The organism is Acinetobacter sp. Ac_5812 (assembly GCF_013072695.1).
Lineage (GTDB): Bacteria > Pseudomonadota > Gammaproteobacteria > Pseudomonadales > Moraxellaceae > Acinetobacter.
Genome location: NZ_LXUK01000005.1, coordinates 30894 through 57455, shown reverse-complemented (window position 1 = coordinate 57455; position 26562 = coordinate 30894). Strand labels below are relative to the sequence as shown.

Sequence of the window (26562 nt, the reverse complement as noted above, 5' to 3'; positions counted from 1 at the left end):
CGCACATACTCCATTTTCTTTTTTACACAATTATTCACTTTCCAATGCTTGCGCAGTTGGATCAATTAATCTTTGCCATAACTTGCAAACGATCTCGCGGGTATCGTGCCAATCCGCAGCATTGACTTGCATAGATTGATTTGCAAGCGCTAGACGGTGGCTCTCAGCTCGTTCACGGAGATAAGCGTGTATTAATGCTGTGGCATCTTCACTGGATAAGCAGCCTGCTTTAGCAGCATCTTCTAGAATTCTTACATTATCGGAAAAATGGGCGAGATCTGTATTCGTCCCACTCCATGCAAGCACAACATACTGTGCCATAAATTCGATATCAACGATACCACCTGAGTCCTGTTTTAAATGAAAAATCCCATGTTTTTTTTGCTCAGAAGATGATCCCAAATGATCTTTCATCTTTTGGCGCATTTTCAGCACTTCTTCACGCACTACATTTTCATCACGCACTTGGGTCAGGATTTGACAGCGAATCTGTTCAAATTGCGTGCATAATCCACGATCTCCTGCAATCGAACGAGCACGCACTAGAGCTTGATGCTCCCAGAGCCAAGCACTTTTCTGTTGATATTGTTCATAAGCTTTTAAACTGGTGACCAACATCCCAGCCTCACCCGAAGGTCGCAGACGAGTATCAATTTCATAGACACGTCCATCCAAGGTTTGCGTCGTCATCAAGGACATAAATTTCTGCGCAACACGAATCGCAAACTCGGCCCCACTAATACCCTTACGGCCATCGGTTTCACCTTGTTCTTCAAGTGCATGGATAAACACTAAATCTAAATCCGAGCCATAGCCCAACTCAATGCCACCCAATTTGCCATAAGCAATCACCGCAAAGCCTTTATTGTCCAAACTGCATCGTTGCCCATCATTGCCGATAGGATAGCCGTGCCGTTCTGCAACCGCTTCATATGCGAGATTCAGCGTCGCCTGTACACTGACTTCAGCAATATCCGTGAGCGCATCGGAGACTTTCATCAACGGACTTTCTGCCAATACATCACTGGCGGCAACTGTCAGCACATTACTCTTTTTAAATAAGCGCAATACCCGCATCTGATCTTCAACTTGATCAATCTCGATCCGCAACAATTGTTGGCGCAGTGAATCTTCCAGATCTTTGCGTTGTGGCAGACCAAAATCCATCGACAAGAACTCGTCCAACAACACAGGATATTGCGCCAGTTCTTCACAAATCCACGGACTGACGGTTGCCATCTTGACCAGTCGCTGCAAAGCACCTCGGCTTTCCATCAACATCACCAGATAGACCGTACGACGTAACACCGATTCCACCAAGGGCATCAAACGTAACAGTGCCGTTTGCGGTTGATCCGACTGTAAAATCGCTTCGATCAAATGCGGCCAGAATTTCTTTAAACGCTCTAAAGCACTGGCAGGGATTTTGCGTAACGCCTGCCCATGCCAGAAGTTTTGAATTAAGTTCTTGGCATCATCATTTAGTACTGCATTGAGCTTTTGCTCAAGCTGGACAAAATCATCTACAGGCTCGGCAAACTCTTTTTCCTGAATCAATTGTTTAAACTGGACTTTGACCTTGTCACGTTTCTGGTTCAACACCTCTAAGAAGGCAGACCAATCGGTAAAGCCAAGTGTGTCCAACATACGTTGTCTGAGTTCAGGTTCGGTTGGCAAAGATTGGGTTTGCTGATCATTCAAGGCTTGAATGGCATGTTCGACGCGTCTTAGGAATAGATAGGCATCTTCCAGATCAATTACTGCTTGCTGATCCAGTAATTCGGCTTCACCCAAATGATGTAAATTGACCAGACATTGACGATCTTGCAGTTCACGCTTCGATCCACCATAGATTAACTGAAAGACCTGCACGATAAACTCGATTTCACGAATCCCGCCTGCACCGAGCTTAATATCTTCTTCGATATTACGGCGCATGACCTCACGTTCGATCATGGCTTTCATTTCACGCATGGCAGCAAAAGCGGAATAATCGACATAACGGCGGAATACAAAGGGACGCGACATGTCTAACAATTCTTCGCCCGCTTTGCCGCCAGTAATCACCCTTGCCTTAATCCACGCATAACGCTCCCATTCACGCCCATGCTGGCTTAAATATTTTTCTAGTCCACTGTGGCTAATCGCCAAGGCTGAACCATCGCCCCACGGGCGCAAACGCATATCAACACGGAACACAAAACCATCTGCGGTAATATGATCGAGCAGATAAATCAGTTTCTGTCCCCATAGAATGCAGAACTGCTGTACATCTATACATTTACGCCCATTGGTTTCGCCTTGTTCATCGAAAGCAAAAATCAGATCAATATCACTGGATAAATTCAGCTCTTGCGCGCCGAGCTTACCCATACCAATCACAATTAGATCTTGTAACTGACCTGAATAACCGATGGGTTCACCGTGTTTGGCTAATAAAGGCGGTAATGCAAAAGCTTTGGCGGCACAAATACTGGCATCGGCAAAATCGGATAGCTCACGTGTCAGCGTCACCACATTGGTGAGTTGATTGGCATCTTGCCAAATCCAGCGAAACATCAGCTTGGCACGGAGTACCCGTAAGGCTTTCATCCATGATTGTTCATCGCTGGCTTCAGCCACAGCCAGTTGCACTTTTTGATGGATGGTTTCGGTCGACAGCGAGTCCAGAAATAGATCTTCGGAATAGTCTTGTTCTAATTGTAATGTGTATAAATTTAAAACTTGTTCAGCATATTGGCTTGCAACTAAGGTTTTTTGTAGCTGTTGCGCATTCATATAAAAAGGCTCGACTGATGTCATCTCATCTAGGTTAGTTATATCAGTTACAAGCTTATCTTTAAAATCTCTTTAGACTAATTTCGCTTTGCTTTTTTGTTGATCTGTACATAAATCAACCTGTTCACGTTCGATTGGCAGCAACACCGTAAATACCGTGCCTTCGCCTTCATTGGAGCTGACATTGATTTCACCCAAATTCATTTCTACAAAGCGCTTACATAAACTTAAACCCAAACCTGCACCTTTCTCTCCTGCAGTGCCTTTATAACTCATGGTAATCCGTGGCTGAAACAGGTCATTGATTTGTTGTTGGGTCATGCCGAGACCAGTGTCTTTGACATACACTTCAACATAAGTGCCTTTATGTTGCGCTTGGATATAGACCTTACCTGTACCATCCACATCGGTAAATTTCAGCGCATTCGACACCAAGTTCTGAATGACCGAGGTGATCATATTCATATCGGCATAGACTTTAAGATTTTCATCCACTTCATTAATCAGTTGAATATTCTTCTTAATCGCCAAAGTTTTAAGAATGTCGGTCACAATATTGGTGATCTGGCGCAACTTAAAATTGATCGGGTGATAGACAAAACGCCCACCTTCCGCCATCGCCCAATTCAATAAGCTTTCCAATAAGTTATAGGTCGATTGCGAAGTGTCGTAAAGATAGTCAGCAATATTCTGAATACTGGATTCGTCTAAGGTTTCACGTTCTTTCGCTAATATCTCAGAGAAACCTAGTAGCCCATGAAATGGCGCACGTAGGTCATGGGAAATAATCGAAAAGAATTTGGTTTTACTAAAATTGAGTGCAGCTTCTTGTTCGTATAGTTCTTTCAACTCGTCATGATTAAACTTCAATTCCAGTTGTTGCATGAAGTTGACACAATGTTCTTGGAGGAGTTGTTTTTGTAAGTCACTAAAACCTTGTGCAGCTTCATCAAACAGGATGATATAACCGAGTGAGGTTTGGTCTGGATGCCTGAGATGTAGCGCGACTGCAGTTTGGATTTTCTTTTTTATGGGTGCTAGAAATGCCAATAAGGTTGGGTACTGCGGATGGTCGCTATCGACCAGATCACCATTCACAAATAGCGTATTTAGACTTTTGCTAATTTTTGCGGAATCAATGGCTTTGAGTTTTTCAGGGCAACGGTGCCACAGATAAGGTTCTTGGTGAAAAGACAGCAATGCGGTACTGGCTTGCATCAGTTTTCGGTTAAACTGTAAAAATTGCTCAAGCAAATTCTGCTCTGAAGTTAGCCCCAAAGAAAGAGAGATTTTACAAGCACTTAACTTTTCGGCTTGCTGTAGTTCTAATAATTGAATCGTCATTCCCGCCTCTCGAATATTTTCGTTATACGGTTCTTTACGTTTTATAAAAAAAATGTGAAAACTATCACTCAGTATTAACAAACTTTAACAGAAAAGGCAATTGTTGATTCAATCAATTCGCAACAAAACGTGAAATTTCATTAAATTTTAACTTAGAGTAAATTTCAATAACAGATGATCTAATCTCTAGGGACATGCTGTACTTTTTAGTCATCATAAATCTCAATCAATGCATCTACACTCAAGAATAGCATTCCCGAAATAAAAGCTATAAATACGCCAACAACAACTGTAACCGCTGTTCCTGTTAAAAGAATCCAAGTGTCAACTTGAAATGTTTTTAGACCCAAATGATTTATTAAAAAGACTAATAAATCATTTGACTCAACAATTACCATTGATAGCAAATAGTATCCAGCCAAAATCCATCTTTTCTTTCGACAATTCTTCTTTGAAAATTTAGTCGTTAAAGTTATTTTTCCATCATCCAAAGTTGTATCTACCATATGACGGGCAGTTATCAACTTCTTGATCATAATGAAAAATCTTTGGGGATACTCTTTAAGCACATAATCCACTTCAAGATGACTCACCTTTTCAGAACATACCAATGCCTGTGCAGCACAATCTTTTTCTACTTTTTCTTTATCCTGTTCATAATAATGATCAATATACTCAGTTACAGCAGTCAATCTCTCTAAATAGAATTTTCTACGATGAGTAAATCTTTTCGCTTTATCCAACCAAACAAATAGTGGTACAACAGCCAAAAATACTGGCAATGCTTTTATTATTAAATCTAACACCTCTCCCCCTTGATAAATTGAACTGCAGATTTTTATTGAGAAATATATTTAATTTATAAGTTATAAGCATTAAAAAACCCCAAGCCTTTAATACCAGCTTGGGGTCTTTGAATCTTGGTCCCGAGGGTCGGACTCGAACCGACACGTCATCTCTGACAGCGGATTTTGAGTCCGCCGCGTCTACCAATTTCACCACCTCGGGAAGAGTGCGATGCTTTGTGTTGCGTATAATAACCTGTTTGATTTTATTGTCAAACACTAACTCACGCTTATTGCTCACTTTTAAATCATTCAGATATTTTTCTGCTTATAAACACGCGAACTCAGCGAGAAAACGCAAAAAAGACTATACTACGCCCAATTTTTGCAATGTTTTAGATGTATGCAACTCTCCGACTTTTCGTTTGATCTCCCCGATGAACTTATTGCTCGCTATCCCTTAGACAGCCGTAGCGCATCTCGCCTGCTGCATATCGATGCACAAGGTCAATATGACGACCATAGCTTCACCGATATTCTCGACCTACTCGAAGACGGTGATTTGCTGGTACTAAATGACACCAAAGTCATGAAAGCACGCTTAAAAGGCAAACGTGCGACAGGCGGAGCTATCGAAGTTCTGGTTGAGCGTATGTTGGACACTCATACTGCGCATTGCCATATCAAATCAAGCAACTCACCCAAAGCAGGCGCAGAACTGTATATCGGTGAAGATGCTGTGCCTGTCACCGTACAAGGCCGCCACGAAAACCTATTTGTGGTGAAGTTTTCACAACCGATTTTGTCGGTGCTGGATCAATACGGTCAACTGCCGATTCCACCTTATTTCAACCGTGAAGCCGAAGAGATTGATACTGAGCGTTATCAAACCGTGTTCCACGACCCTGAAAAAATTGCCAGTGTTGCAGCACCAACTGCCAGTCTGCATTTTGACCAAGGCTTATTAGAAAAACTAGCAGCCAAAGGCGTGCAAAAAACCTTTGTCACGCTACATGTCGGTGCAGGGACCTTTATGCCAGTGCGTACCACAGACATTACTAATCACATTATGCACAGTGAATGGTGTGATGTACCTCAAGCCACGATTGACCTGATTTTGGCAACCAAAGCACGCGGTAATAAAGTCATTGCTGTAGGCACTACAGCGACCCGTGCCCTAGAAAGTGCAGCACAGGCTAATCAAGGCAAAATTGCAGCATGGACAGGTGATACCCAGATCTTTATTTATCCAGGTTATCAGTTCTGCATCGTAGATCGTTTGATTACCAACTTCCATTTACCAGAATCGACCTTATTGATGTTGGTTTCAGCGCTATCCAATCGTGACAATATCTTGGCGGCTTATACCCATGCAGTAGAACAACGTTATCGCTTCTTTAGTTATGGCGATGCGATGTTGGTGGATAAGCTCGACGCTTAATACAGATCAATCGGCTAAATTCCGGTTTAGTCGATTTTTCCTATAAAAATGCTTTGGTAAAAGTCGTTCATTCAAAATAATAAAACACAGCTAGATTCAGATTATAGACTTCTTAGTTTCTGAAATTTAACGCATAATTCAGACAAGACCACCCCATTATAATGAAACGATTATTTCCATGCCAATCGACACTGTACAACAAGCGCTGCATATCAGGCGTAAAAAAAATGCGCAGGTTTTTCGCAATATTGCACGACTGTGGGATGTTGGACAGAAAGCACATAGCGATCAAGCCCTACTAGATGCACTGCATCCTTGGCGTGACGATCACAGCCTGCGTTTTTTTAATGTACTGCCTTATTTATTCGCATTGATCAGCGTAGGCACATTAATCTTTGGTTATTTTCTACATCCACATATTCAATATATCTGGAGTTTACTGGGTGCATTCCTGACTGGTTTTCTGGCCTATTTGCTCTATGAACCACAACAACCATTAACACGCGTCATTCATTATCTAGAAGAACGCATGACGGTATTGCGCTATGGTTTGCAGTTCCAGCAACTCCCTGCTTATTTACCCATTCAAGCGCAGCCACTTTTGGTGATCAGCAAGTTAAAGCAACATTTCCCCCTATTTAATCGGGGTAATGAATCCAACGAGATTACCCAATACGCGTCGACCACATGGCATGATGGCAACACAGAACATCAAGTTCTACTATTTCAGTATCACTATGTCAGTGAAATGCCGATCCTGCAGGATCAGAGTAGTGATAAAAAAATCGTTAAAGAAATCCATAAAGATTTGTGGGGCGCGTTTATTTTTCAAATGCCGGCTTTAGGAATTGCCGTCAGCAATCAGCGCTCTCGTTTCTTTGCACCCTACATCAGTTCATGGCAAAGCAGCGATATTTTGATTAACCAAGAATTGAATATTTTTGGCTTAGATCAGCACCGACTCGCAAAAGAGGTGAGCCCTAGTCTGACCTTAAAACTACATGATTTTTTTCAACATTTTACAGGTGATTTAATTTATCATCATCAAGAGCAAATCATGTGTTACGTCGGCGAACAAAATCTTTTCCAAACCGCCAGCAAACGCAGTGACATTCAGGATATTCCAGCATTACGTGGACACTTAAGAACCATGACCATGCCGCAATATCATAAGTTTCAACAATTGATGCTGAATTTAATTCGCTAATCATTGAGCAATAACAATAAGGGGAATGGCGATGACAGGTTTACTGATCTTCTTGGGAATTTTTGTCGCACTGATCGTGTGGGGCATTTCTATTCGCAACAACATCGTACGGTATTTTAATGCCACCAAACGGGCATGGTCAGAAGTAGCCAACTTCGAACGTCAAAAAGTAAAGACTTTAGAAGCCTTGGAAGCAACACTGGATCAATATACTCAGTTCGAAAAATCCACCTTGGAAAAAGTCACTGAGTTACGTCAACAGATTCTCAACTTGAATGTGAATGACACGGATATTTCACAGTTACAACAGATTGAGAAAATGAGTAAGGAACTGATTCGTAGCTTGAATGTGGTGGTTGAAAATTATCCTGAACTGAAAGCAGATGCGCTGTATAGCAAGATGATGGATGATATTCAGGAACAAAACGAAAATGTCGGTGCTGCAATTACCATTTTTAACCGCAATGTGGAATTGTTTAATAACCAGATCGAGGTGTTTCCAAACAACTTGATCAATACCCTGACCTTGTCCAAGAAAGCGATTCGCCCATTTAAAGATAATCTGGCGACTGAAAATTTTGACTATAAACCGAATTTTTAGTGCGGTAGTTATAACATTTTAGCGTCTTACAGTTATCTCACTCATTTCAGCAAAAACCTTCAGTTGGAGTTACTTTTGTTTTGGCAAAAGTAACCAAAACCATTTGTTAGACTGACAGTACATCCCTGCTACCGCAGTCTAACGCGGCGGCATCCATGCCGCCATCTCGATAGCAAATTTCCTCACAAATTTCGCACTACAAAATGCAAAAACCTTATTAATGTAAATAAGAATTTACTTCTCAACATTCAAACAAATATCATTCAAAATTTATTAAATTAAATCTATTTTATCTATCGCTACATTTAGTAGTAGAACTACACGCCATAATCGGGGAAAATAGCCGCTTTCGATCAGCGAACTGTTTTTTCGCCTCCTTGCGCTGCAATCAAAGTAGCACTTCGATCTTGCTCAGGTTATTACATGAAATTTGAAAAATTAGGCCAGTCGGGGCGCGCCCGTCGTGGTCGACTTACTTTAGAACATGGTGTGGTTGAAACCCCTGTGTTTATGCCTGTGGGTACTTATGGTACGGTTAAAGGCATGCTCCCTCGTGACATTGAAGAAATTCAGGCACAAATTATTTTAGGAAACACCTTCCACTTGTACCTACGTCCAGGTTTGGAAGTGATTAAAGAGCATGGCGGTCTGCATGAGTTTATCCGATGGGATAAACCAATTTTGACCGACTCAGGCGGTTTCCAAGTGTTTAGCTTGGGCGCAATGCGTAAAATCAAAGAAGAAGGTGTCACCTTCCGCTCTCCGATTGATGGTTCAAAGGTGTTTTTGTCTCCAGAAATTTCAATGGAGATCCAACATGTATTGAACTCAGATATCGTGATGATCTTTGATGAATGTACCCCTTACCCTGCCACCCATGAAGAAGCGCAAAAATCATTGCAGCTTTCTTTACGCTGGGCGAAACGTTGTAAAACCCACCACCATGATGCGCTTAACAATAAAAATGCCTTATTCGGCATTATTCAAGGCGGCATGTATGAAGACCTTCGTGATGAGTCACTCACTGGCTTGTTAGAAGTTGGTTTTGATGGTTATGCAATTGGTGGCTTATCGGTCGGTGAACCGAAAGAAGAAATGATCAAGGTACTTGATTATCTACCCAAAAAAATGCCACAAGATAAACCGCGTTACTTAATGGGTGTGGGTAAACCAGAAGACATCGTAGAAGCGGTTCGTCGTGGTGTCGATATGTTTGACTGCGTGATGCCAACCCGTAATGCACGTAATGGTCATTATTTTGTCACCGATGGTCTGGTCAGAATCCGTAATAGTCGCTACCGTCACGATCAAGGTCCTTTAGACCCGCATTGTGATTGCTACACTTGTAAAAACTTCAGTCGTGCCTATTTATATCATTTAGAGAAGTGTGGAGAGATGCTGGCATCAATGCTTGGCACCATCCACAACTTGCGTTACTACCAACGCTTAACGCAAGGTATGCGTGATGCATTGGATAATGGCACATTTGATGAGTACGTTCAGGACTTTTATGCCCGTCGTGGATTAGAAGTTCCAGCATGTCCAGAGGACTAAGCGGAACGATTTGCATCAAGATTTGCGCCTGATCGCAAGACAAGGTACATTGCAAAACGAATTGGAATTTATTGTTAATTTTTTGCCTTTTAATTTTAGGAAATCGAAATGAGTTTTTTCATCTCTACTGCTCACGCGGCTCCTGCTGCGACACAAGGTCCAAGCCTCATGGCAAACTTATTGATGATCGCGGTATTCATCGCAATCTTCTATTTCTTGATCTGGAGACCTCAGGCAAAACGTGCTAAAGAACATCGTTCTTTAATCGAAAGCTTGGGTGTAGGCAGTGAAATCGTGTTTGCTGGTGGTTTAATGGGGAGAATTACCAAGCTTGAAGGTGACTTTGCAGTAGTTGAACTCACTCGCGGTGTTGAGGTAAAAATCCAACGTGCGAGTGTCATTTCAGTATTACCTGAAGGCACATTAAATAACCTTTAATCATAAAATAGTCGTGCCTCAGCACGACTTTTTCATTTAAGAAGAAAGCGAATGCGTTACCCTGCATGGAAATATTTACTGATCCTTGTGGTACTTGTGATCAGTACGTTATATGCACTTCCAAGTCTGTATCCAGATGAACCTGCTGTCCAAATTTCTGGGGCAAAAGCAGGCACCAAAATTGATCAGACGATCGTGCAAAAAGCTGAGCAGATTTTAAAAACTGCCAACATTAGCAGTCACGACAATAGCTTTACCAACAACGCGGCATTATTACGCTTAAACTCTTCTGAAGAACAGTTAAAAGCCAAAGAAGTATTACGCCGTGATTTAGGTGATGACTATGTAGTTGCCCTCAACCTTGCGCCGACCACACCAGAATGGTTGCAAAAGATTGGGGCAAAACCGATGAAACTCGGTTTGGACTTACGTGGCGGTGTACACTTCTTGCTCGAAGTCGACATGGATAAAGCAATTAGTCAGCGTATGGAAACATCTGCGACTGATTTGCGTCGTCAATTCCGTGATAACAAAATCAAATTTAACAACCTTGCTTTAAATAACAATACTATTACCGTCCAGTTTGCCAGCAATGCAGACCGTGATGCAGCGGCCGATTTTTTACGTCGTAATGGTAATGAATTTACTCAGCAGGCGGTTGCAACCTCATCTGGTGCAACCTTAAGATTGAATTATACCGACACTCGTCGTCAGGAAATTCAATCTTATGCAGTCAACCAAAACTTAACTACTTTACGTAACCGTATTAACGAACTCGGTGTGGCAGAAGCACTGGTACAAACCCAAGGTAGCAACCGTATTGTGGTTGAATTACCAGGCGTACAAGACACCGCAGAAGCAAAACGTGTCTTGGGTCGTACGGCGAACTTAGAGTTCCGTTTGGTTGCAGATAGTAATGATCAATATATCGATCCATATACAGGTAAATATAATGGTCAGCCGCTTCCTCCGGGAACTGAAGTCTTTGCTTATCAGTCTTTAGACAGTGGTCGTCAATTGCTGTTACAGCGTAACCGTATTTTGACTGGTGAACGTGTTCAAAACGCAAGTTCTGGCTTTAGCCAAGACTCTGGTGGTGCAGAAGTAAATATCACCCTAGACTCTTCTGGCGGTAAGTTGATGGCAGATGCCACTCGTGGTGCAGTTGGCAAACGTATGGCGGTTTTGTTTATCGAAAATAAACAAAAAATCTCTTACGTGGCTGATCCAAACACGGGTGTTCAGACTGAAGTTCGTACCCCATATACTGAATCTGTGGTGATCAACGCTGCAACCATTCAAGCGGTATTGGGCTCACAATTCCGTATTACCGGTCTAGATTCTCCTCAAGAAGCGGCAGAACTTGCCTTAATGCTGCGTGCGGGTGCTTTGGCTGCGCCAATGTACTTTGTTGAAGAACGTGTCGTGGGTCCAAGCCTTGGTCAAGAAAACATTGATAAGGGTGTATTATCGACCCAAATCGGTTTCTTGCTGGTTGCGATCTGGATGGTGGTGTTCTTCCGTTTATTTGGTTTAATTGCGAACTTTGCCTTGGTCTTCAACCTTGCCATGATCTTAACGGTGATGTCTTGGATTGGGGCCTCCCTTACCCTGCCAGGTATTGCGGGTATCGTGATAACCATTGGTATGGCGGTCGATGCCAACGTCCTGATCTGTGAACGAATACGAGAGGAAATGCTCTGGGGCGCCTCGCCAAAACAGGCGATTGTCGCAGGTTATGATCGTGCCTATAACACCATTCTTGACTCGAACTTAACCACGTTCATTGTTGCGTTTATTTTATTCGCAATTGGTACAGGTCCGATCAAAGGTTTTGCAGTCACCTTGATGATTGGTATTATTTGTTCGATGTTTACTGCAATTACAGTAACCCGTGCAATCGTACAGCTCATTTATGGCAAACGCCGTAATTTGAACAAGTTGAGTATTTAAGGAGATTCACATGACTGATCTGACTCAACAAGACTCAAAGCAATACGGTCGCCCAGATGATCTAAAAATCATCCCATTCATGAAGATTGCCAAACCTGCGGCCATCTTCTCGATCCTGATTACCATTGCCAGTATCTTCTTTATCGTAACCAAAGGCCTCAATCTTGGTTTGGACTTTACCGGTGGTATCTCGGCTGAGTTAAACTACAAGCAAGGTGTTCAACCTGCTCAAGTGGTTCAAGCACTTGATCGTGCAGGCTTTAAAGATGCTGTGGTACAAACCTTAGGCAGTAGCACTGACCTCATCGTACGTATGCCAGTACAAGAAGACCTGAATGTTGAAGACCTGAGCAATAGCATCACGAAAGCAGTGCAATTGCCGAATAACACCGTAGAAGTTCACAAAGTGGACTCTGTCGGTGGTGCGGTTGGTAATGAACTCTATGTACGCTCTGCAGGTGCTGTTGCGCTGGCATTGATATTAATGTTGATCTACGTCACCGTTCGCTTTGAGTTTAAAATGGCAGTCGGCGCTGTAATGTCATTATTCCATGACATTATCATCATTTTTGGTGCCTTTGCGCTGTTCCAATGGCCATTCGACTTAACCGTACTTGCGGCTGTACTTGCGGTGATTGGTTTCTCACTCAACGATAACATCGTTGTTTCGGACCGTATCCGTGAAAACTTCCGTAAGATTCGCGGTGCAAGTCCTCGTGAAATCGTAGATATCGCCTTAACAGAAACTTTACGTCGTACCATTCACACCTCGATGACCTTATTACTCGTGGTTCTGGCCATGATGTTCTTAGGCGGTGATGGCTTACACTGGTTCTCTATGGCAATGTTTGTCGGTATCTTTGTCGGTACTTACTCATCGATCTATATCGGTACAGCATTCGCCTTATGGCGTGGTCTAAATCGTCAGGACTTTATTGTTCAAGTTAAACCTGAATTTGAAGAAGAAGAGATTCCTTAATCTCCTTTCTTTGGATTGAACAACAATGCCAGCGAAATGCTGGCATTGTTGTATGCGCTTTAAGGAAAAGCTGAACTTAAACAGATGCTCATCATCTATATTTCCACACGCAGTTGCGCTTTATTATCCTTTCATTAAGGGATAATCATAATCTCCCCACTTACTGGTTTGAATGCCTAAACCATGTAAGCCCTCAATCAATTTGACCGCAGCCCGAACCCCATCAATAATCGGAATTCCTAACTCTAGACTGACCTGATCCGCCATCTCGGCCATGCCACCACAGCCCAAGACGATCGCTCCAATTCCATCCTCCATTTTGGCTTGCTGGCAGCTTGCCAATAATTTTTCATAGGCCACTTGCTTATCATGTTCTAATGCCAATACCGGAAGATCAATGCATCGAATCTGTGCACATTTTCGTTCAAAGCCATATTGATGTAATAAATGTTCAGCAATAATTTTGGTTCGGGCTAAGGTGGTCACAATCGAAAATTTTGTTGCCACCAAACTGGCCATATGAAATGCAGCTTCGGCAATGCCAACCACAGGTGCCTGAGCCAATTCTCTGGCCGCATGCAAAGCAGGATCACCAAAGCAAGCAATAATATGCCCATCGACCTGCTGTGCTTTGCCTTGTTGAATTAACTCAAGCACCCCAATAGCAGACATTGCCTCATCATAATGCCCCTCAATCGATAACACGCCTTTTTCGGGAGACTGCGCCATAATTTCGGTATCCGCTGCGGCTACCTGACGTGCAGCCTCAGCAATTGATGTGGTCATTTCGACACAGGTATTCGGATTAATGATTTGAATTCGGGTCGCGTTTCTCATTTCTGCACATTTTTAATTCAAAAAATAAGATTGATCATATTTCAAACTAACTGGTCTGAACAGTTAAAATATAAAATTAAATATTTAAACAAATACAATCAATAAATTAATTAAAAAATTAAACCAATAAAAAGAAGATGGCTTAATTTATGCATAACTGGTCTGAACAGTAGTTTATCTTGAAGACCCGTCATGAGCGATAGCCCGAACTATAGTCCTAAACTCTCCAATGAAGATCTCATCCCTGCGCAACAAAATTGGACGTGGTATAACATCTTTTCCTTTTGGATGTCTGATGTGCATAGTATGGGCGGCTATGTGGTCGCAGCGAGCTTATTTTCACTCGGTCTTGCCAGCTGGCAAGTTCTGCTTGCTTTACTCATTGGTATCGTGATTGTCCAAGTTGCGGCGAACTTGGTGGCTAAGCCCAGCCAAATTTCAGGTGTTCCCTATGCTGTGATCTCTCGCCAAGCCTTCGGGATTTATGGGGCCTATATTCCAGCCTTAATTCGCGGCCTGATTGCGGTTTCTTGGTATGGCATTCAAACTTGGCTAGCATCTAATGCACTAATGATGATTCTACTCAAGTTCTATCCAACCTTACACCCGCTTACACTGACTGAATTTGCAGGTCTAAGCACGATTGGCTGGATCTGCTTTGGTTTTATTTGGGCGATACAAGCATTGGTTTTCTGGAAAGGGATGGACACCATCAAGGTGTTTATCGATTGGGCAGGTCCAATGGTCTATGTAGTGATGTTAGCATTGGCATTATGGCTGGTGTGGAAAGCGGGTTGGCGTCATATTTCCTTTAATCTCAGTGACAAACAGCTCAACGTCAATCAGCAGATCATGCAAACCATTGTTGCCATTGCATTGGTGGTGTCTTATTTCTCAGGCCCATTACTCAACTTTGGGGATTTCTCCCGTTACGGCAAAAATATGCAACAGGTTAAAAAAGGGAACTTTTGGGGACTACCGTTTAACTTTATTTTCTTTGCTATCATTGTGGTGATGATTGTTTCTGGTACCTTTAGTGTTTTTGGAAAAATGGTGCATGACCCACTCGAAACGGTTGCCATGATCGATAACGGATTTGTGGTGGTGCTCGGTTTATTGACGGTATTAACCGCGACCATTGGCATTAATATTGTGGCGAATTTCGTTTCGGCAGGTTTTGATTTCTCTAATCTCGCGCCTCGTTTTCTTAATTTTCGCAGAGCAGGCATGATTGCAGCGATCGGCTCAGTATTTATCACGCCATGGAATTTATTTAACTCCCCAGAACTGATTCACTATACCCTTGATACTTTAGCGGCTTTTATCGGTCCACTGTTTGGTATTCTAATTGCTGACTTTTATCTGATTAACAAACAAAAAGTGCGGGTCGATGACTTATTTAGCGATCAACCCACTGCAGCCTATTACTATCAAAAAGGCATCAATAAAAAAGCTGTGATCAGCTTAGTGGCAGCAGTCAGTATCGGTCTGTTGTTGGTGCTTGTTCCGAGTTTTCAATTTTTGGCACCGTTTAACTGGTTTATTGGGGTCATACTGGGCAGCAGTTTTTACTATCGCCTCTCTCGGGAAAGTGTTGTTATAAAAGCAAAAAGTATCCATCATCAGCAAAGCTTGAATCTTCCTCAAAACCATCAATGACTACATTGATGGTGGTTGTTCGCTAATGCTGAATAATCTGAATTCGTGGAAACTGAAAACCACGACAAGATGGCTCTGCCCGCCATGCAATGGTCAGTACCATCTTCTGATTGAGAATAAAATGTTGATAGGCAAAGTGACCGATTAAAGGGTGTGAACACATACCACCATGATGGGATGGGTGCACCTGCGTATTCAAACTATTCAGGTCTAAACGAATACCAAGACCTGACGCTTTCAATACCGCCTCTTTGGTGGTCCAGACCCGCAGCCAATATTCTGGATCCTGATCCTGCTGCAGCCAAGTCTGATATTCCTCGGCATGAAACGCATGTTGTGCCAAGGCATCAAAACGCACTTTCCGATCTAGTTCTTCGACATCGATCCCAAGATCTTTGACCCGTTCACTCATCGCTAAGGCATAATATTGCTGGCTATGGGTATGGTTAAAATGCAAGGCATGCGAACTTAAAAAGGGCTTACCATGTTCATGCTTGGAAAAACTAAGTGCTGCAACTTCACTTTGCAATCGTTCCGCCAACAGATGATTACGGTAGTCCCTGATCTGCTGTTTTTTATAATGGTTAAAGCTACTTAAATCAGCAAAATCAGTTTTAGGCTTTTCAAGCAGTTGTGCCAATGCCTGAACATGGATTTCAATTTCACGTAGCGTCATTGGCTATACTCCCTATAAAAAAGCCCAAAGCAAACTTTGGGCTTTTATCATCAAGACCAACTTAACGTTTGAATTTCTTTTCCGCTTTCTTGAACTTCTGAACATAGCGACGTTTACGTGCCGCTACACGTTCATCAACTTGAGATTTACGCCCTTCAAATGGGTTATCCGATGTTTTGAAATCGACACGAACCGGCGTTCCTTCCAGTTTATAAACTTTACGGAATACATTTTCTAAATAACGACGATAGTCCGCAGGTGTCTTATCAACCTTGTTACCGTGGATCACGATGGTTGGTGGGTTTTGTCCACCCATATGCGCATAACGCATTTTAATACGTTTACCACCGATCATCGGCGGTTGATGCGCTTCAGTTGCATCATTCAAAATCTGAGTAAGTTTTGCAGGAGAAACTTTTAAGTGTGATGAATCATAAGCACGATGGATGGTTGGGTACATTTCTCCAACACCCGTGCCATGTAAGGCTGAGATTAAATGTACTTTGGCCCAAGGAATAAAGTCAAAACGACGGTCAACATCCAACTTACATTGTTTACGATCATACTCGGTCATGTTGTCCCATTTGTTGATCGCAATCACCATGGCACGACCAGCTTCAAGCGCATAACCAATCAAATGTAAATCTTGTTCGACCACCCCTTCACGGGCATCGAGTACCACTACAATCACATGCGCATCTTTAATCGCTTGTAAAGTTTTCACGATTGAGAATTTCTCAATCATTTCCTCTACTTTACCTTTACGGCGTACACCTGCTGTATCGATCAAGGTATATTGACGACCATCGCGCTCATAAGGAATATAAATCGAGTCACGTGTTGTACCCGGTTGGTCAAATGCAACGACACGGTCTTCACCCAACAGGCGGTTAACCAAGGTTGATTTACCTACGTTAGGACGACCAATAATGGCTAAGCGTAAACCTGTTGCTTTGTCATGTTCTTCTGGATTCTCATCTTCTGGAACCTCAGCCAAGACATCTTCAAGCATCTGTTGCACGCCACGTCCATGACTCGCCGCAACTTGTAATGGCTCACCCATACCAAGCTTATAAAACTCAACCAGAGCAGCTTCAGCATGTACACCATCGACTTTGTTGGCAACCAGATATACTTTCTTGCCTAAAGTACGAAGTTCACGAGCGATTTGCTCATCTGACGCCAAGAGGCCAGCACGCGCATCGACGACAAACACAATGATGTCTGCTTCATGAATCGCAGTTTTCGACTGCTCTGCCATATAAGAGTCGATACCACCTTCGTTCTCACCAATACCACCCGTATCGACAACAATGAACGATTTGTTTTGATAAACCGCATCGCCGTATTTGCGGTCACGAGTTAAACCAGCGAAGTCAGCAACCAAAGCATCACGACTTTTGGTGATTTGGTTAAATAGCGTTGATTTTCCGACGTTTGGACGACCAATGAGCGCAATAACGGGTTTCATAGATTAACCTTAATTCAGACGAGCCATCGTTGATGACATCGTATCAGAAACAGTATGGAAGATTTTGGTGATCAAGTAATCACAATAAAAATTCGGGGATTTGTTTAAACAAAACCCCCGATCATTCTTTTATTAGCAATAGCTAATTGAGCATTTTACCACAAGCTAAGACAAAATTAACGATTCTGCCAAATGGTTAATGCACCTTTTCGTGTTGCAACATAAAGCTGATTATCAATCACGCGCAATGAACGTACTTCACCACTGGTTTTCGCACGACCAATGAGCTTACCTGAAGCAGGGTTAATTAAATGCAGTACACCATCCAAATCACCCACGACCAGATTTTGTCCTAGCATGACAGGATTGCTGAGCTTACGATTCAGCAATTCTTCATTTTGCCAAACCAACTCCCCTGTTGCCAAGTTATATGCATTCAACTTGCCATCTGTCGTCGCAACGAAAACTTTATCATCCGCAACTTCAGCGCTATTGGTACTGCTCGCATCTTCGCTCCACACCACACGTTGTGTTGCAAGATCGGTCACCGTCACTTGACCTTGGAAGCTCGTTGTCACCAGATATTGACCTGAAACAACGGGATCACCCACCACATCCACTAATCGCTGAATGTCAGAACGACCTTCACTAATTGCTACACGACGTTGGAAACGCGGTACACCACTGATAATATCCAAAGCATAAACATAGGCATTGGCAGAACCAATTAGCACAGTACGCTCATCTAAGCGAACAGGTGCTGGTTGACCACGCAAACTAAACTGAACATTGGGTAACTTATATGCCCAAACCTGTTGTCCTGTCGCTGCATCATGCGCAAATACCGTACCATCATTGGCAATAGTAATCACACGACCCGACTGGATCAACGACGGAGATAAAATGGCACCCGACAATTTCGCGGTCCACTTCTGCTCACCTGTGGCTTGGTCTAAAGCAAATAACTGACCTTTGCGATTACCGCTCACCACAATTCCCTCACCCGCTTCTACACCGGCAGTGAGTTCTTGTTTGGTAATTTTACTTTTCCAAAGACGCTGTTTACCTTTGTATGCAGAAACCTGACCATCTGGATCAATCGCAAAAATAACACCATTGTCTGTATCCAACTGCAAACGTAAAGCTTCAGCAGCATCGGTAGACGAGACACTTTGTGAAAACACAAGGTTTAAATTTTGTTCTTGCGTGATTTTTGGCAATGGATTCGGTTTTGCTTCTTTTACTTTATTGCTTGAACAACCAACCAGTAAAGCTGAAGCAATTGCAATTGCCAAAGGTAATTTTAGTTTATTCTGCATTAAGACTCATCCACTTTGGTATCTAAGATCGGGCGCTCAAACTCAGGATCATCTACTAAAACGCCAACACTTTCGAGTTTAATTTGTAAAAGCTGACGTTCTTGTTTACGCTCGAGCAGGTTATCCCATGCACTTTGATATGCTTTACGCGCAGATTCATTGTCTTTTTTCGCAACAAAAATATCACCGCGAAGTTCATCAGCAGTCGCTTTGAACGCTGGATCAGTCACGCTCGTTAAGGTTTTTAAAGCGTCATTGTATTTGCTTTGCGCCAATTGCGCATCCGCTAAACGTAATTTAACAATTTGAACTAAACCAGCATCTTTGACTTTTGAAGTTTCAACTTTCTTCAAGGCTTTTTCAGCAGCAGCATAATCTTGCTTGTCATAAGCAAGTTTCGCCATGATAAATTGGGTTTGAATCGCTTGTGCAGAATCCGCATCATCTTTCACAATTTTATCCGCTGTTTCAGATAAGCTGGCAAAGGCATTCGGTTGACCTGATGCCGCTTTCGCCTCATCCATCAACTTCTGTACCTTTGCTGTTTGGTTCTGGGCTTCAGCAAGGTTTTTCTTTTGCCAGTATTCCCATCCGAAAAAGGCAATCAAGGCAATGAGAATTCCGCTAATCATTGCAGAACCATATTTTTTGGCAAACGACTTTAACTGGTCGAGTTGTTCATCATCACTTAAACTCATGTGATTGTCCTTTTCCTAAATTGTGCAATTTATTGTTTAAATTTTTCGATAAAAAATGGCGTCAGTTCAGTTAAAGCCACTTGTGCCTGTTCAGCCGTTGCAAGCTCTTTCACCAATAACTGCTGAGATTCCCACTCACGCTCGCCCAAGATCACCGCATAGGTTGCACCTGATTGATCGGCCTTTTTCATTTGGCTTTTCATGCTACCTTGAGATCCAGTTTTTAAGCGGATTGAACTGTTCGCTGCTTCTAACTGGTCACGGATTTGTTCAGCCAAGACCAAGGCTTTGGCTTGATACGCCGGCTCAGCCAATAAAAACACTTCACAATCACGGACATCTTTGGTTTGCGCAACTTGCTCGACCAATAACAACAAACGCTCCATCCCCATGGCAAAACCAACCGCTGGTACAGACTGATCCGCTTTACCTTTCAACTGGCCAACCAAGCCATCGTAGCGACCACCTGCACAAACCGTCCCTTGTGAACCCAACATGGTGGTGGTCCATTCAAATACCGTTTTGTTGTAGTAATCCAAACCACGAACGAGCTTTTGGTTAATCACAAACTCAACACCAGCATCCGTTAAGTATTGCTGTAATTGTTGAAAGTGATTGATTGAATCTTCTTTTAAGAAATCATGCAACTTTGGGGCATTCTCCAAAATTTTTTGCGTTGATTCAATTTTAGAATCCAAAATACGCAATGGATTGGTACTTAAACGACGTTGTGAATCTTCATCCAATGCTTCTTTATGCTGATTTAAGAACTCAACCAAAGCCGCACGATATTCTGCACGCTCATCACTTTCACCTAAAGTATTTAACTCTAAGCGAACATTCGCAGCCACACCCATACGTTTCCATAAACGCGCGGTCATTAAAATGATTTCAGCATCAATATCTGGCGTTGCGACACCAAAAGTTTCCACACCAAATTGATGGAATTGGCGATAACGACCTTTTTGTGGTTTTTCATAGCGGAACATGGGCCCGAGATACCAGACGCGTGGTGTCGCACCACGCAACAGGTTATGCTCTAGCATCGCACGCACACAACCCGCCGTTCCTTCAGGACGCAAGGTCAGTGATTCTGGCGGTGTGCCTTTGTCGAAAAAGGTATACATTTCTTTTTCAACAATATCGGTCGCATCGCCAATGGCACGCTTGAATAGACCTGTTTGCTCAACGATTGGCAAACGGATTTGTTGATAACCATATGCATCCATTAACGATGCAAGTTGTTGTTCCAGACTTCTCCAAGCCGCAGTTTGCGTTGGAAGGGTGTCATTAAAACCTTTGATAGCGACAATTGAACTCATGATGAACTACGAATAATAACTTTAGATTTTGCTTCTTCAAGCTCTTGAACTCGTTGACGAACCATTGTTTCAATTTCATCAACCAGCTGATTTGTATCAATTAAATGGCTCTTTTCACCATTTCGATAGACCAGTGAACGCGGTGATGCACCGACAATCCCGATATCAGCTTCTTTGGCTTCACCAGGACCATTCACTTTACATCCGATCACAGACAAGTCCATCGGGGTACGAATATCTTCTAAACGCTCTTCCAAAGCCTGCATCACTTGAATCACATTGAATTCCTGACGTGAACAGCTTGGACAAGCAATAAAGTTAATCCCGTTTGAGCGTAAGCCCAAGGATTTTAAAATATCAAAACCGATTTTAATTTCATCTTCTGGTTCAGCCGCAAGCGAGATACGCATGGTATCGCCAATGCCTTCCATCAACAGTCCGCCCAAGGCAATTGCTGATTTGACTGTACCCGTACGGTAAATCCCTGCCTCAGTTACGCCAAGGTGTAACGGATTATCGATCTGTTGTGACAGCAAGCGATAGGCATCCATGGTCAGAAACACATTCGATGCTTTAACACTGACTTTAAACTCATGGAAATCTAAACGGTCGAGAATGTCGATATGACGCATTGCCGATTCAAGTAAGGCCTGCCCTGTTGGCTCGCCATATTTCACTTGTAAGTCTTTTTCCAGAGACCCGGCATTGACCCCAATACGAATCGAAATCCCATGATGTTTTGCTGCAGCGACCACTTCACGTACTTTCTGATCCGAACCAATATTACCCGGATTGATACGTAAACAGTCTGCGCCATAATCCGCAACCGCTAAAGCAATACGATGATCAAAATGAATATCTGCCACCAAAGGGACAGAAACGCGTTTACGAATCGCGCCAAACGCCTCTGCTGCTTCCATCGACGGTACTGAAACACGCATGATATCCGCACCTGCATCTGCACAGCGCTGGATTTGCGCCACAGTTGCATCCACATCACAGGTTTCAGTATTGGTCATACTTTGAACACTGATCGGGGCATCACCACCGACATACACTGAACCAACACGGATTTTTCGTGTTGGACGGCGTTTAATTGGATTCACAATCATCGTATAGCTCTACTCTTTGGCATTAACGAGACAAACGGAATTCTGCTTTTCCATTGACTGTATATGGAGACAAGGAAATTTGCTCCTGATTTAAAGTCAATGCTACTGCGGTCGCGTCATCTAAACGAATTTGAAATGGCGATTCGCCACTTAAAGTCAAAGTCGATGCTTGACGACCTGTTGCCAATACTTTACCTGTTGCATCGACAATATGCACAGAAGTTGGTCGATTAAAATTCAAGACCAATTGGTCACCAGATGTTGCAGTGGTGGTATTCCCCATCGGCAAAATCTGAACATCCGAATTTTTGATCTTTGGCACATCATCTTCATCTTTATGGCTTGATGTCCAATTCTGCACCGCCATGACTGCCAACCACGCTAAAACTGCAACAGCCGCGACGATTGCAATACGTTTTAACCAGATACGATTACGTACACTTTTCGAACCTGATAATTTCCCCATAATTTTAATCGGAGAATTATTCAAGGCATGGCTGGCTTTCAGCCCAGTATCATTGACATAGATTTCATCAAAACGCTGAATGATCGCACTGGCATCTGCATTTAAATGCTTTGCATAAGCTCGATAATAGCCTTTGATAAAAGTTGCTTCAGGTAATGATTTATAATCATCTTGCTCTAATGCTGTCAATGTTTTGACAGGCATATTCAATACGTTTGCAATCTCTTCAATTTCTTTCTTTTGTGCAATACGAATTTGACGCAAATACTCACCAGGTCGTTGAATATTTCCTAAGGTTGACGATGGCGAGGTTGTGCCAGTTGGCTGATGTGAATTTGGATTTATTTCCATACGGCCTCAGTACTGTACTGTAATTGCAAATAACGTTGATATTCTGGACTATCAGGAAATAGCGCACGTAGCTGATTGACTAACACTTGCATTCCTAATTGATCCGCATTCGCTCGAGCAATGCGTAGACCAATCCAAAGTGCCCGAGCACCTTGGTTTTTCTGTCCCACGTTACGAACATATTGTTCGTATAGTTGCGACGCATCTCTATTATTTTGTTGCAAATAGAAAATTTCCGCCAACTCTAACATTGAAATGGTTGCATTTCGATTCGCTTGTAGCGCTTGTTTGAATGATTTTTCAGCATTCGCAACATCGCCCAATTTCAAATAGATTCGCCCTAGGTTTTCCAACGACTGAAACCGTTGTTCATAGCCTAAAGTTGCACCCGCACGGGTAAATTGCTCAATCGCTTCATTATAGCGTTGCTGTTGATACAAATATGTACCGTAATTATTACGCGCTTGCGCATTGTCTGGTTCTGCAGAAATTGCCCGCTTAAAATAAGTCTCTGCTTTTTCCATATTACTGGCGCTGCCCTCTTGTTGCAGCAAAATGCCCATCATCATATTGGCATTGGCATCACGAGAATCAACTTTTAGGGCTTGGTCAAGCGAACGCTTGGCTGCGTCTAAATCACGATTGCGAATATATTCTGCTGCAAGTTGGGTACGGACTTGCACTGCTTTTTCTGGATCTTTTTTTAATGTTGAAGATGTTGACTGACATGCTGTTAGGCCAAGTAAAGTAAACGCAACAGCTGTCGCAATAATCGTTTTTGGTCGAGTGGTATTCAACGCCTTTTCCCCAAGTATTATCCTTGTGTGCGCAAAATTTCTTGTTGTTGCGCCACTTTCTTTTTCCATTGTTCAGCACGACGAGTACGGTCAGCAACCTGTCCTACCAATTGTCCACACGCAGCATCAATATCATCACCACGTGTCTGACGAATCGTACACACAAATCCAGCATCCGACAAAGTTTTTTGGAAGGCAATAATTCGGTTACGACTCGAGCGACCATACGGCGCATGCGGGAACGGATTAAATGGAATAAGATTGATCTTACTCGGTAGATTTTTTAACAGTTTTAATAATTGTTGCGCGTGCTCAGGCTTATCATTAACACCATCGAGCATCACATATTCAATGGTGACGTGACGACGTGAACTTTCATTACCATCTTTAGCGAGATAACGTTGGCAAGCCGCAATCAATTGTTGTAATGGATATTTTTTATTAATCGGTACCAGTTCGTTACGCAATTCATCATTTGGTGCATGTAAGGAAATCGCCAAAGCAACATCGATATCTTGCGCCAGTTGATCAATTTTCGGTACGACACCTGAAGTCGATAAGGTTACACGGCGTTTTGACATACCATAAGCAAAATCGTCCAGCATGAGCTGCATAGAACTGAGCACAGCATCATAGTTGAGTAAAGGCTCGCCCATCCCCATCATCACCACATTGGTCACGGTACGTTCACGTTCAGCCACAGGCACTTCTTCCATATAGGAATAGTTCGCCATCCATAACTGACCAATGATTTCAGCTGGGGTTAAATCACGTTGAAAACCTTGCTTACCTGTAGAACAGAATGAACAATCCAATGCACAGCCCACTTGTGATGAAATACACAAAGTCTTACGTGCACCTGTTTTATCTTCCGCAGGAATCAATACGGTTTCAACCAAAGAGCCGTCACCATCGCCTACACGGAACACCCACTTACGGGTTCCATCTTTCGAATAGTTACGATGCACCACATCAGGTGCTTTAATCTCACAAATCTTTTCGAGTTTCTCTCGTAATTTACCTGAGATATTGCTCATCTCAGCAAAATCAGTCACAAAATATTGATGAATCCATTTCATGACCTGACCGGCACGAAATTTCTTTTCGCCCAAGCCTTCGAAGAATTTTTCTAATTCAGCTCGAGACATGCCAAGTAAATTTACTTTTTTCTCGGCAGCATGAACGACAGGCGTAGAAACAGACTGTTGTTTTTCATCTAAATTTTCTGATGAAACGACCACTGCAGAACTCATGTATATTTACCTAAACAATATCGACGCTAAAAAATGCTGTGCATTATTCGCACAACACAAGCTATAAGAAATAAAAAACCAGATAAGTAGTATACCACTTATCTGGTCTGAATACTTTGGATTAACGAGTGCGTGGGCAAATCTCGTTATCAGCAAAGAAGTAAGCGATTTCACGCTCAGCAGAAGCAACTGAGTCAGAACCGTGAGCAGCGTTTTCGTCGATGCTTACAGCGAAGTCAGCGCGGATTGTGCCAGGAGCAGCTTCTTTAGGGTTTGTAGCGCCTAAAATTTCGCGGTGAGCAAGAACTGCATTTTCGCCTTCAAGAACTGAAACAACCACTGGACCAGAAGTCATGAATGCAACTAAGTCAGCAAAGAAACCACGTTCTTTGTGCTCAGCATAGAAACCTTCAGCATCAGCTTGAGAAAGGTGTTTCATTTTAGTTGCAACAATTTTCAAACCTGATTTTTCGAAACGAGCAAAGATGTCGCCGATGTGGTTTTTAGATACTGCATCTGGTTTTACGATAGATAAAGTACGTTCAATCGCCATGATTGACTCCTATTATGGTTTAAACTAAAAAATTTGCCGCATTATACCGATGTCATCGCTAATAATCAGCTTGAATATGCAAAACTTAAGCGTTTTCTGACGAATTTTTAACGAACTTCATCCAACCATGCCATTTGAATGGCTTCAAGCAAACCTTCAGTTGACTTATTTGGGTCATCACTAAAGTCAGGCAAAGCACATACCCATGCATGTAAATCGGTAAAACGGATCCATTGTGGATCTACATCTGGATGTGCTTCGGTGAGTTCAATCGCAATATCAATCGTATCTGTCCAACGTAAGCCCATATGATAACCTAAATAAATATGTGTAATTGAGCGTACTTTAACAAATCATGCAATTTAAGAGATAGTGTTCTGTCACTAAATTCGAGATAAAACACATTACAAAGCGATATTGGCCGTTGGAGCCAATAAGATAATACCACTGGCAACCGATGCACCTATCATTGCCCCTACAATCACATCACTTGGATAATGTAGACCGAGTACCATTCGAGATAAGGCAACCAAAATGGTGAATGGCAGCATTAACAGTAATAGTAGAGGTTGAATATAGCCCAAAGTGATGGTCACCATCACCGCATGTAAAGTGTGACCTGATGGAAAGCTAAAATGATCGAGTGGTCGCTCACCCAAGACAATCACTTGATGCACTTGATAGGGTCTTGGGCGGGTAGTTTTATTTTTTAAAAACTTATAGATCAAGGTTCCGACAGAACCTGCCGCAATCACATACAATATTTGCAGCCCGTATGCCAGACCTTGCATTGCCCATACAGACAACAACATGACATACCAAAATGGCCCATCCCCCAAACGACTGATCGTTTTAAAAAATAAAGCGATCCGTTGTGACTGAGAAAGGTGATTGAGGTAAACACAGCCCTTTAAATCTAAATCGAGTATTTTTATTTTTGCATTTTGAAGATTCATACGATTTCTCCT

The 26562-nt window shown here is 42.6% G+C and carries 24 protein-coding genes and 1 tRNA gene; 8 read left to right on the top strand and 17 right to left on the bottom strand.

What is annotated here, in order from left to right; translation table 11 throughout:
- Nucleotides 1-30 precede the first annotated feature (30 nt).
- From glnE to A7P55_RS03685, 4 genes are all read right to left on the bottom strand, one after another.
- Nucleotides 31-2778, bottom strand: coding sequence for a bifunctional [glutamate--ammonia ligase]-adenylyl-L-tyrosine phosphorylase/[glutamate--ammonia-ligase] adenylyltransferase (gene glnE, locus A7P55_RS03700; protein WP_171551133.1), 2748 nt, complete (start codon nt 2776-2778; stop codon nt 31-33).
- 72 nt (nt 2779-2850) lie between these two features.
- Entirely contained in the window at nt 2851-4122 is a 1272-nt protein-coding gene (locus tag A7P55_RS03695) for a HAMP domain-containing sensor histidine kinase (protein ID WP_171551132.1), read from the bottom strand.
- Between the two features lie 206 nt (nt 4123-4328).
- Nucleotides 4329-4928 carry a hypothetical protein gene (locus A7P55_RS03690; protein WP_171551131.1) on the bottom strand — a complete coding sequence of 200 codons (600 nt, stop codon included), beginning with the start codon at nt 4926-4928 and terminating at the stop codon, nt 4329-4331.
- A gap of 115 nt (nt 4929-5043) precedes the next feature.
- A tRNA-Leu gene (locus A7P55_RS03685) sits at nt 5044-5130 on the bottom strand.
- Between the two features lie 180 nt (nt 5131-5310).
- Here A7P55_RS03685 and queA point away from each other — a divergent pair.
- The 7 genes from queA to secF all read left to right on the top strand — a co-directional run bounded on the left by queA (nt 5311) and on the right by secF (nt 13080).
- Nucleotides 5311-6348, top strand: a complete 1038-nt coding sequence (gene queA, locus A7P55_RS03680; protein WP_171551130.1) for a tRNA preQ1(34) S-adenosylmethionine ribosyltransferase-isomerase QueA — start codon at nt 5311-5313, stop codon at nt 6346-6348.
- A 178-nt stretch (nt 6349-6526) separates the two neighbouring features.
- Complete coding sequence (locus A7P55_RS03675; protein ID WP_171551129.1) at nt 6527-7555, top strand: hypothetical protein; 1029 nt, start codon at nt 6527-6529, stop codon at nt 7553-7555.
- Nucleotides 7556-7586: 31 nt separating this feature from the next.
- On the top strand, nt 7587-8156 hold the full coding sequence (locus A7P55_RS03670) for a LemA family protein (protein ID WP_004802705.1): 570 nt from the start codon (nt 7587-7589) through the stop codon (nt 8154-8156).
- Nucleotides 8157-8579: 423 nt separating this feature from the next.
- Entirely contained in the window at nt 8580-9710 is a 1131-nt protein-coding gene (gene tgt / locus A7P55_RS03665; protein WP_171551128.1) for a tRNA guanosine(34) transglycosylase Tgt, read from the top strand.
- 108 nt (nt 9711-9818) lie between these two features.
- Entirely contained in the window at nt 9819-10148 is a 330-nt protein-coding gene (gene yajC, locus A7P55_RS03660) for a preprotein translocase subunit YajC (protein ID WP_004802702.1), read from the top strand.
- Nucleotides 10149-10199: 51 nt separating this feature from the next.
- Entirely contained in the window at nt 10200-12101 is a 1902-nt protein-coding gene (gene secD, locus A7P55_RS03655; protein WP_016162592.1) for a protein translocase subunit SecD, read from the top strand.
- Between the two features lie 10 nt (nt 12102-12111).
- Nucleotides 12112-13080, top strand: a complete 969-nt coding sequence (gene secF / locus A7P55_RS03650) for a protein translocase subunit SecF (protein ID WP_159414281.1) — start codon at nt 12112-12114, stop codon at nt 13078-13080.
- Between the two features lie 123 nt (nt 13081-13203).
- Here secF and A7P55_RS03645 read toward each other — a convergent pair whose 3' ends face one another.
- Nucleotides 13204-13917, bottom strand: a complete 714-nt coding sequence (locus tag A7P55_RS03645) for an aspartate/glutamate racemase family protein (protein ID WP_171551127.1) — start codon at nt 13915-13917, stop codon at nt 13204-13206.
- A gap of 192 nt (nt 13918-14109) precedes the next feature.
- On the opposite strand from A7P55_RS03645, the gene A7P55_RS03640 reads away from it, so the two are divergent.
- Nucleotides 14110-15576, top strand: coding sequence for an NCS1 family nucleobase:cation symporter-1 (locus A7P55_RS03640; RefSeq protein WP_171551126.1), 1467 nt, complete (start codon nt 14110-14112; stop codon nt 15574-15576).
- A 22-nt stretch (nt 15577-15598) separates the two neighbouring features.
- Here A7P55_RS03640 and A7P55_RS03635 read toward each other — a convergent pair whose 3' ends face one another.
- The 12 genes from A7P55_RS03635 to A7P55_RS03580 form a co-directional block, all read right to left on the bottom strand.
- Nucleotides 15599-16252: a 4'-phosphopantetheinyl transferase superfamily protein gene (locus A7P55_RS03635; RefSeq protein ID WP_171551125.1), complete on the bottom strand. Its 654-nt coding sequence runs from the start codon at nt 16250-16252 to the stop codon at nt 15599-15601.
- Between the two features lie 61 nt (nt 16253-16313).
- On the bottom strand, nt 16314-17723 hold the full coding sequence (gene der, locus A7P55_RS03630) for a ribosome biogenesis GTPase Der (RefSeq protein WP_004802653.1): 1410 nt from the start codon (nt 17721-17723) through the stop codon (nt 16314-16316).
- Between the two features lie 176 nt (nt 17724-17899).
- Nucleotides 17900-19042, bottom strand: a complete 1143-nt coding sequence (gene bamB, locus A7P55_RS03625; RefSeq protein ID WP_171551124.1) for an outer membrane protein assembly factor BamB — start codon at nt 19040-19042, stop codon at nt 17900-17902.
- The gene (locus tag A7P55_RS03620) at nt 19042-19740 is read right to left on the bottom strand and encodes a tetratricopeptide repeat protein (protein WP_171551123.1); all 699 of its coding nucleotides are present in this window, start codon (nt 19738-19740) and stop codon (nt 19042-19044) included. The genes bamB and A7P55_RS03620 overlap by 1 nt, the downstream gene beginning before the upstream one ends.
- Nucleotides 19741-19769: 29 nt before the next feature.
- The gene (hisS, locus tag A7P55_RS03615; RefSeq protein ID WP_171551122.1) at nt 19770-21062 is read right to left on the bottom strand and encodes a histidine--tRNA ligase; all 1293 of its coding nucleotides are present in this window, start codon (nt 21060-21062) and stop codon (nt 19770-19772) included.
- Nucleotides 21059-22174 carry a flavodoxin-dependent (E)-4-hydroxy-3-methylbut-2-enyl-diphosphate synthase gene (gene ispG, locus A7P55_RS03610; RefSeq protein ID WP_004802647.1) on the bottom strand — a complete coding sequence of 372 codons (1116 nt, stop codon included), beginning with the start codon at nt 22172-22174 and terminating at the stop codon, nt 21059-21061. The genes hisS and ispG overlap by 4 nt, the downstream gene beginning before the upstream one ends.
- A gap of 22 nt (nt 22175-22196) precedes the next feature.
- The gene (locus tag A7P55_RS03605; protein WP_171551121.1) at nt 22197-22991 is read right to left on the bottom strand and encodes a helix-turn-helix domain-containing protein; all 795 of its coding nucleotides are present in this window, start codon (nt 22989-22991) and stop codon (nt 22197-22199) included.
- Entirely contained in the window at nt 22982-23788 is an 807-nt protein-coding gene (pilW, locus tag A7P55_RS03600; protein WP_216077959.1) for a type IV pilus biogenesis/stability protein PilW, read from the bottom strand. Before pilW ends, A7P55_RS03605 begins: the two co-directional genes overlap by 10 nt.
- Before the next feature lie 17 nt (nt 23789-23805).
- Nucleotides 23806-25041 carry a 23S rRNA (adenine(2503)-C(2))-methyltransferase RlmN gene (gene rlmN, locus A7P55_RS03595; protein WP_171551120.1) on the bottom strand — a complete coding sequence of 412 codons (1236 nt, stop codon included), beginning with the start codon at nt 25039-25041 and terminating at the stop codon, nt 23806-23808.
- A 121-nt stretch (nt 25042-25162) separates the two neighbouring features.
- Nucleotides 25163-25594, bottom strand: coding sequence for a nucleoside-diphosphate kinase (gene ndk, locus A7P55_RS03590; protein ID WP_004652531.1), 432 nt, complete (start codon nt 25592-25594; stop codon nt 25163-25165).
- A 107-nt stretch (nt 25595-25701) separates the two neighbouring features.
- Nucleotides 25702-25902, bottom strand: coding sequence for a Fe-S cluster assembly protein IscX (gene iscX / locus A7P55_RS03585; RefSeq protein WP_004652532.1), 201 nt, complete (start codon nt 25900-25902; stop codon nt 25702-25704).
- Between the two features lie 96 nt (nt 25903-25998).
- A complete protein-coding gene (locus A7P55_RS03580; RefSeq protein WP_171551119.1) occupies nt 25999-26550 on the bottom strand; it encodes a phosphatase PAP2 family protein in 552 nt (183 codons plus the stop codon).
- Nucleotides 26551-26562: the final 12 nt, after the last annotated feature.

Bases quoted from the DNA above. Each gene is read 5' to 3' on its own strand.
- queA (WP_171551130.1), top strand. From the start codon at position 5,311: ATGCAACTCTCCGACTTTTCGTTTGATCTCCCCGATGAACTTATTGCT.
- der (WP_004802653.1), bottom strand. From the start codon at position 17,723: ATGAAACCCGTTATTGCGCTCATTGGTCGTCCAAACGTCGGAAAATCA.
- A7P55_RS03640 (WP_171551126.1), top strand. From the start codon at position 14,110: ATGAGCGATAGCCCGAACTATAGTCCTAAACTCTCCAATGAAGATCTC.
- A7P55_RS03635 (WP_171551125.1), bottom strand. From the start codon at position 16,252: ATGACGCTACGTGAAATTGAAATCCATGTTCAGGCATTGGCACAACTG.
- A7P55_RS03670 (WP_004802705.1), top strand. From the start codon at position 7,587: ATGACAGGTTTACTGATCTTCTTGGGAATTTTTGTCGCACTGATCGTG.
- ispG (WP_004802647.1), bottom strand. From the start codon at position 22,174: ATGATTGTGAATCCAATTAAACGCCGTCCAACACGAAAAATCCGTGTT.
- secD (WP_016162592.1), top strand. From the start codon at position 10,200: ATGCGTTACCCTGCATGGAAATATTTACTGATCCTTGTGGTACTTGTG.
- A7P55_RS03620 (WP_171551123.1), bottom strand. From the start codon at position 19,740: ATGAGTTTAAGTGATGATGAACAACTCGACCAGTTAAAGTCGTTTGCC.
- tgt (WP_171551128.1), top strand. From the start codon at position 8,580: ATGAAATTTGAAAAATTAGGCCAGTCGGGGCGCGCCCGTCGTGGTCGA.
- A7P55_RS03645 (WP_171551127.1), bottom strand. From the start codon at position 13,917: ATGAGAAACGCGACCCGAATTCAAATCATTAATCCGAATACCTGTGTC.
- secF (WP_159414281.1), top strand. From the start codon at position 12,112: ATGACTGATCTGACTCAACAAGACTCAAAGCAATACGGTCGCCCAGAT.
- glnE (WP_171551133.1), bottom strand. From the start codon at position 2,778: ATGAATGCGCAACAGCTACAAAAAACCTTAGTTGCAAGCCAATATGCT.
- hisS (WP_171551122.1), bottom strand. From the start codon at position 21,062: ATGAGTTCAATTGTCGCTATCAAAGGTTTTAATGACACCCTTCCAACG.
- A7P55_RS03675 (WP_171551129.1), top strand. From the start codon at position 6,527: ATGCCAATCGACACTGTACAACAAGCGCTGCATATCAGGCGTAAAAAA.
- iscX (WP_004652532.1), bottom strand. From the start codon at position 25,902: ATGGGCTTACGTTGGACAGATACGATTGATATTGCGATTGAACTCACC.
- bamB (WP_171551124.1), bottom strand. From the start codon at position 19,042: ATGCAGAATAAACTAAAATTACCTTTGGCAATTGCAATTGCTTCAGCT.
- rlmN (WP_171551120.1), bottom strand. From the start codon at position 25,041: ATGAGTTCTGCAGTGGTCGTTTCATCAGAAAATTTAGATGAAAAACAA.
- A7P55_RS03605 (WP_171551121.1), bottom strand. From the start codon at position 22,991: ATGGAAATAAATCCAAATTCACATCAGCCAACTGGCACAACCTCGCCA.
- yajC (WP_004802702.1), top strand. From the start codon at position 9,819: ATGAGTTTTTTCATCTCTACTGCTCACGCGGCTCCTGCTGCGACACAA.
- A7P55_RS03580 (WP_171551119.1), bottom strand. From the start codon at position 26,550: ATGAATCTTCAAAATGCAAAAATAAAAATACTCGATTTAGATTTAAAG.
- A7P55_RS03695 (WP_171551132.1), bottom strand. From the start codon at position 4,122: ATGACGATTCAATTATTAGAACTACAGCAAGCCGAAAAGTTAAGTGCT.
- ndk (WP_004652531.1), bottom strand. From the start codon at position 25,594: ATGGCGATTGAACGTACTTTATCTATCGTAAAACCAGATGCAGTATCT.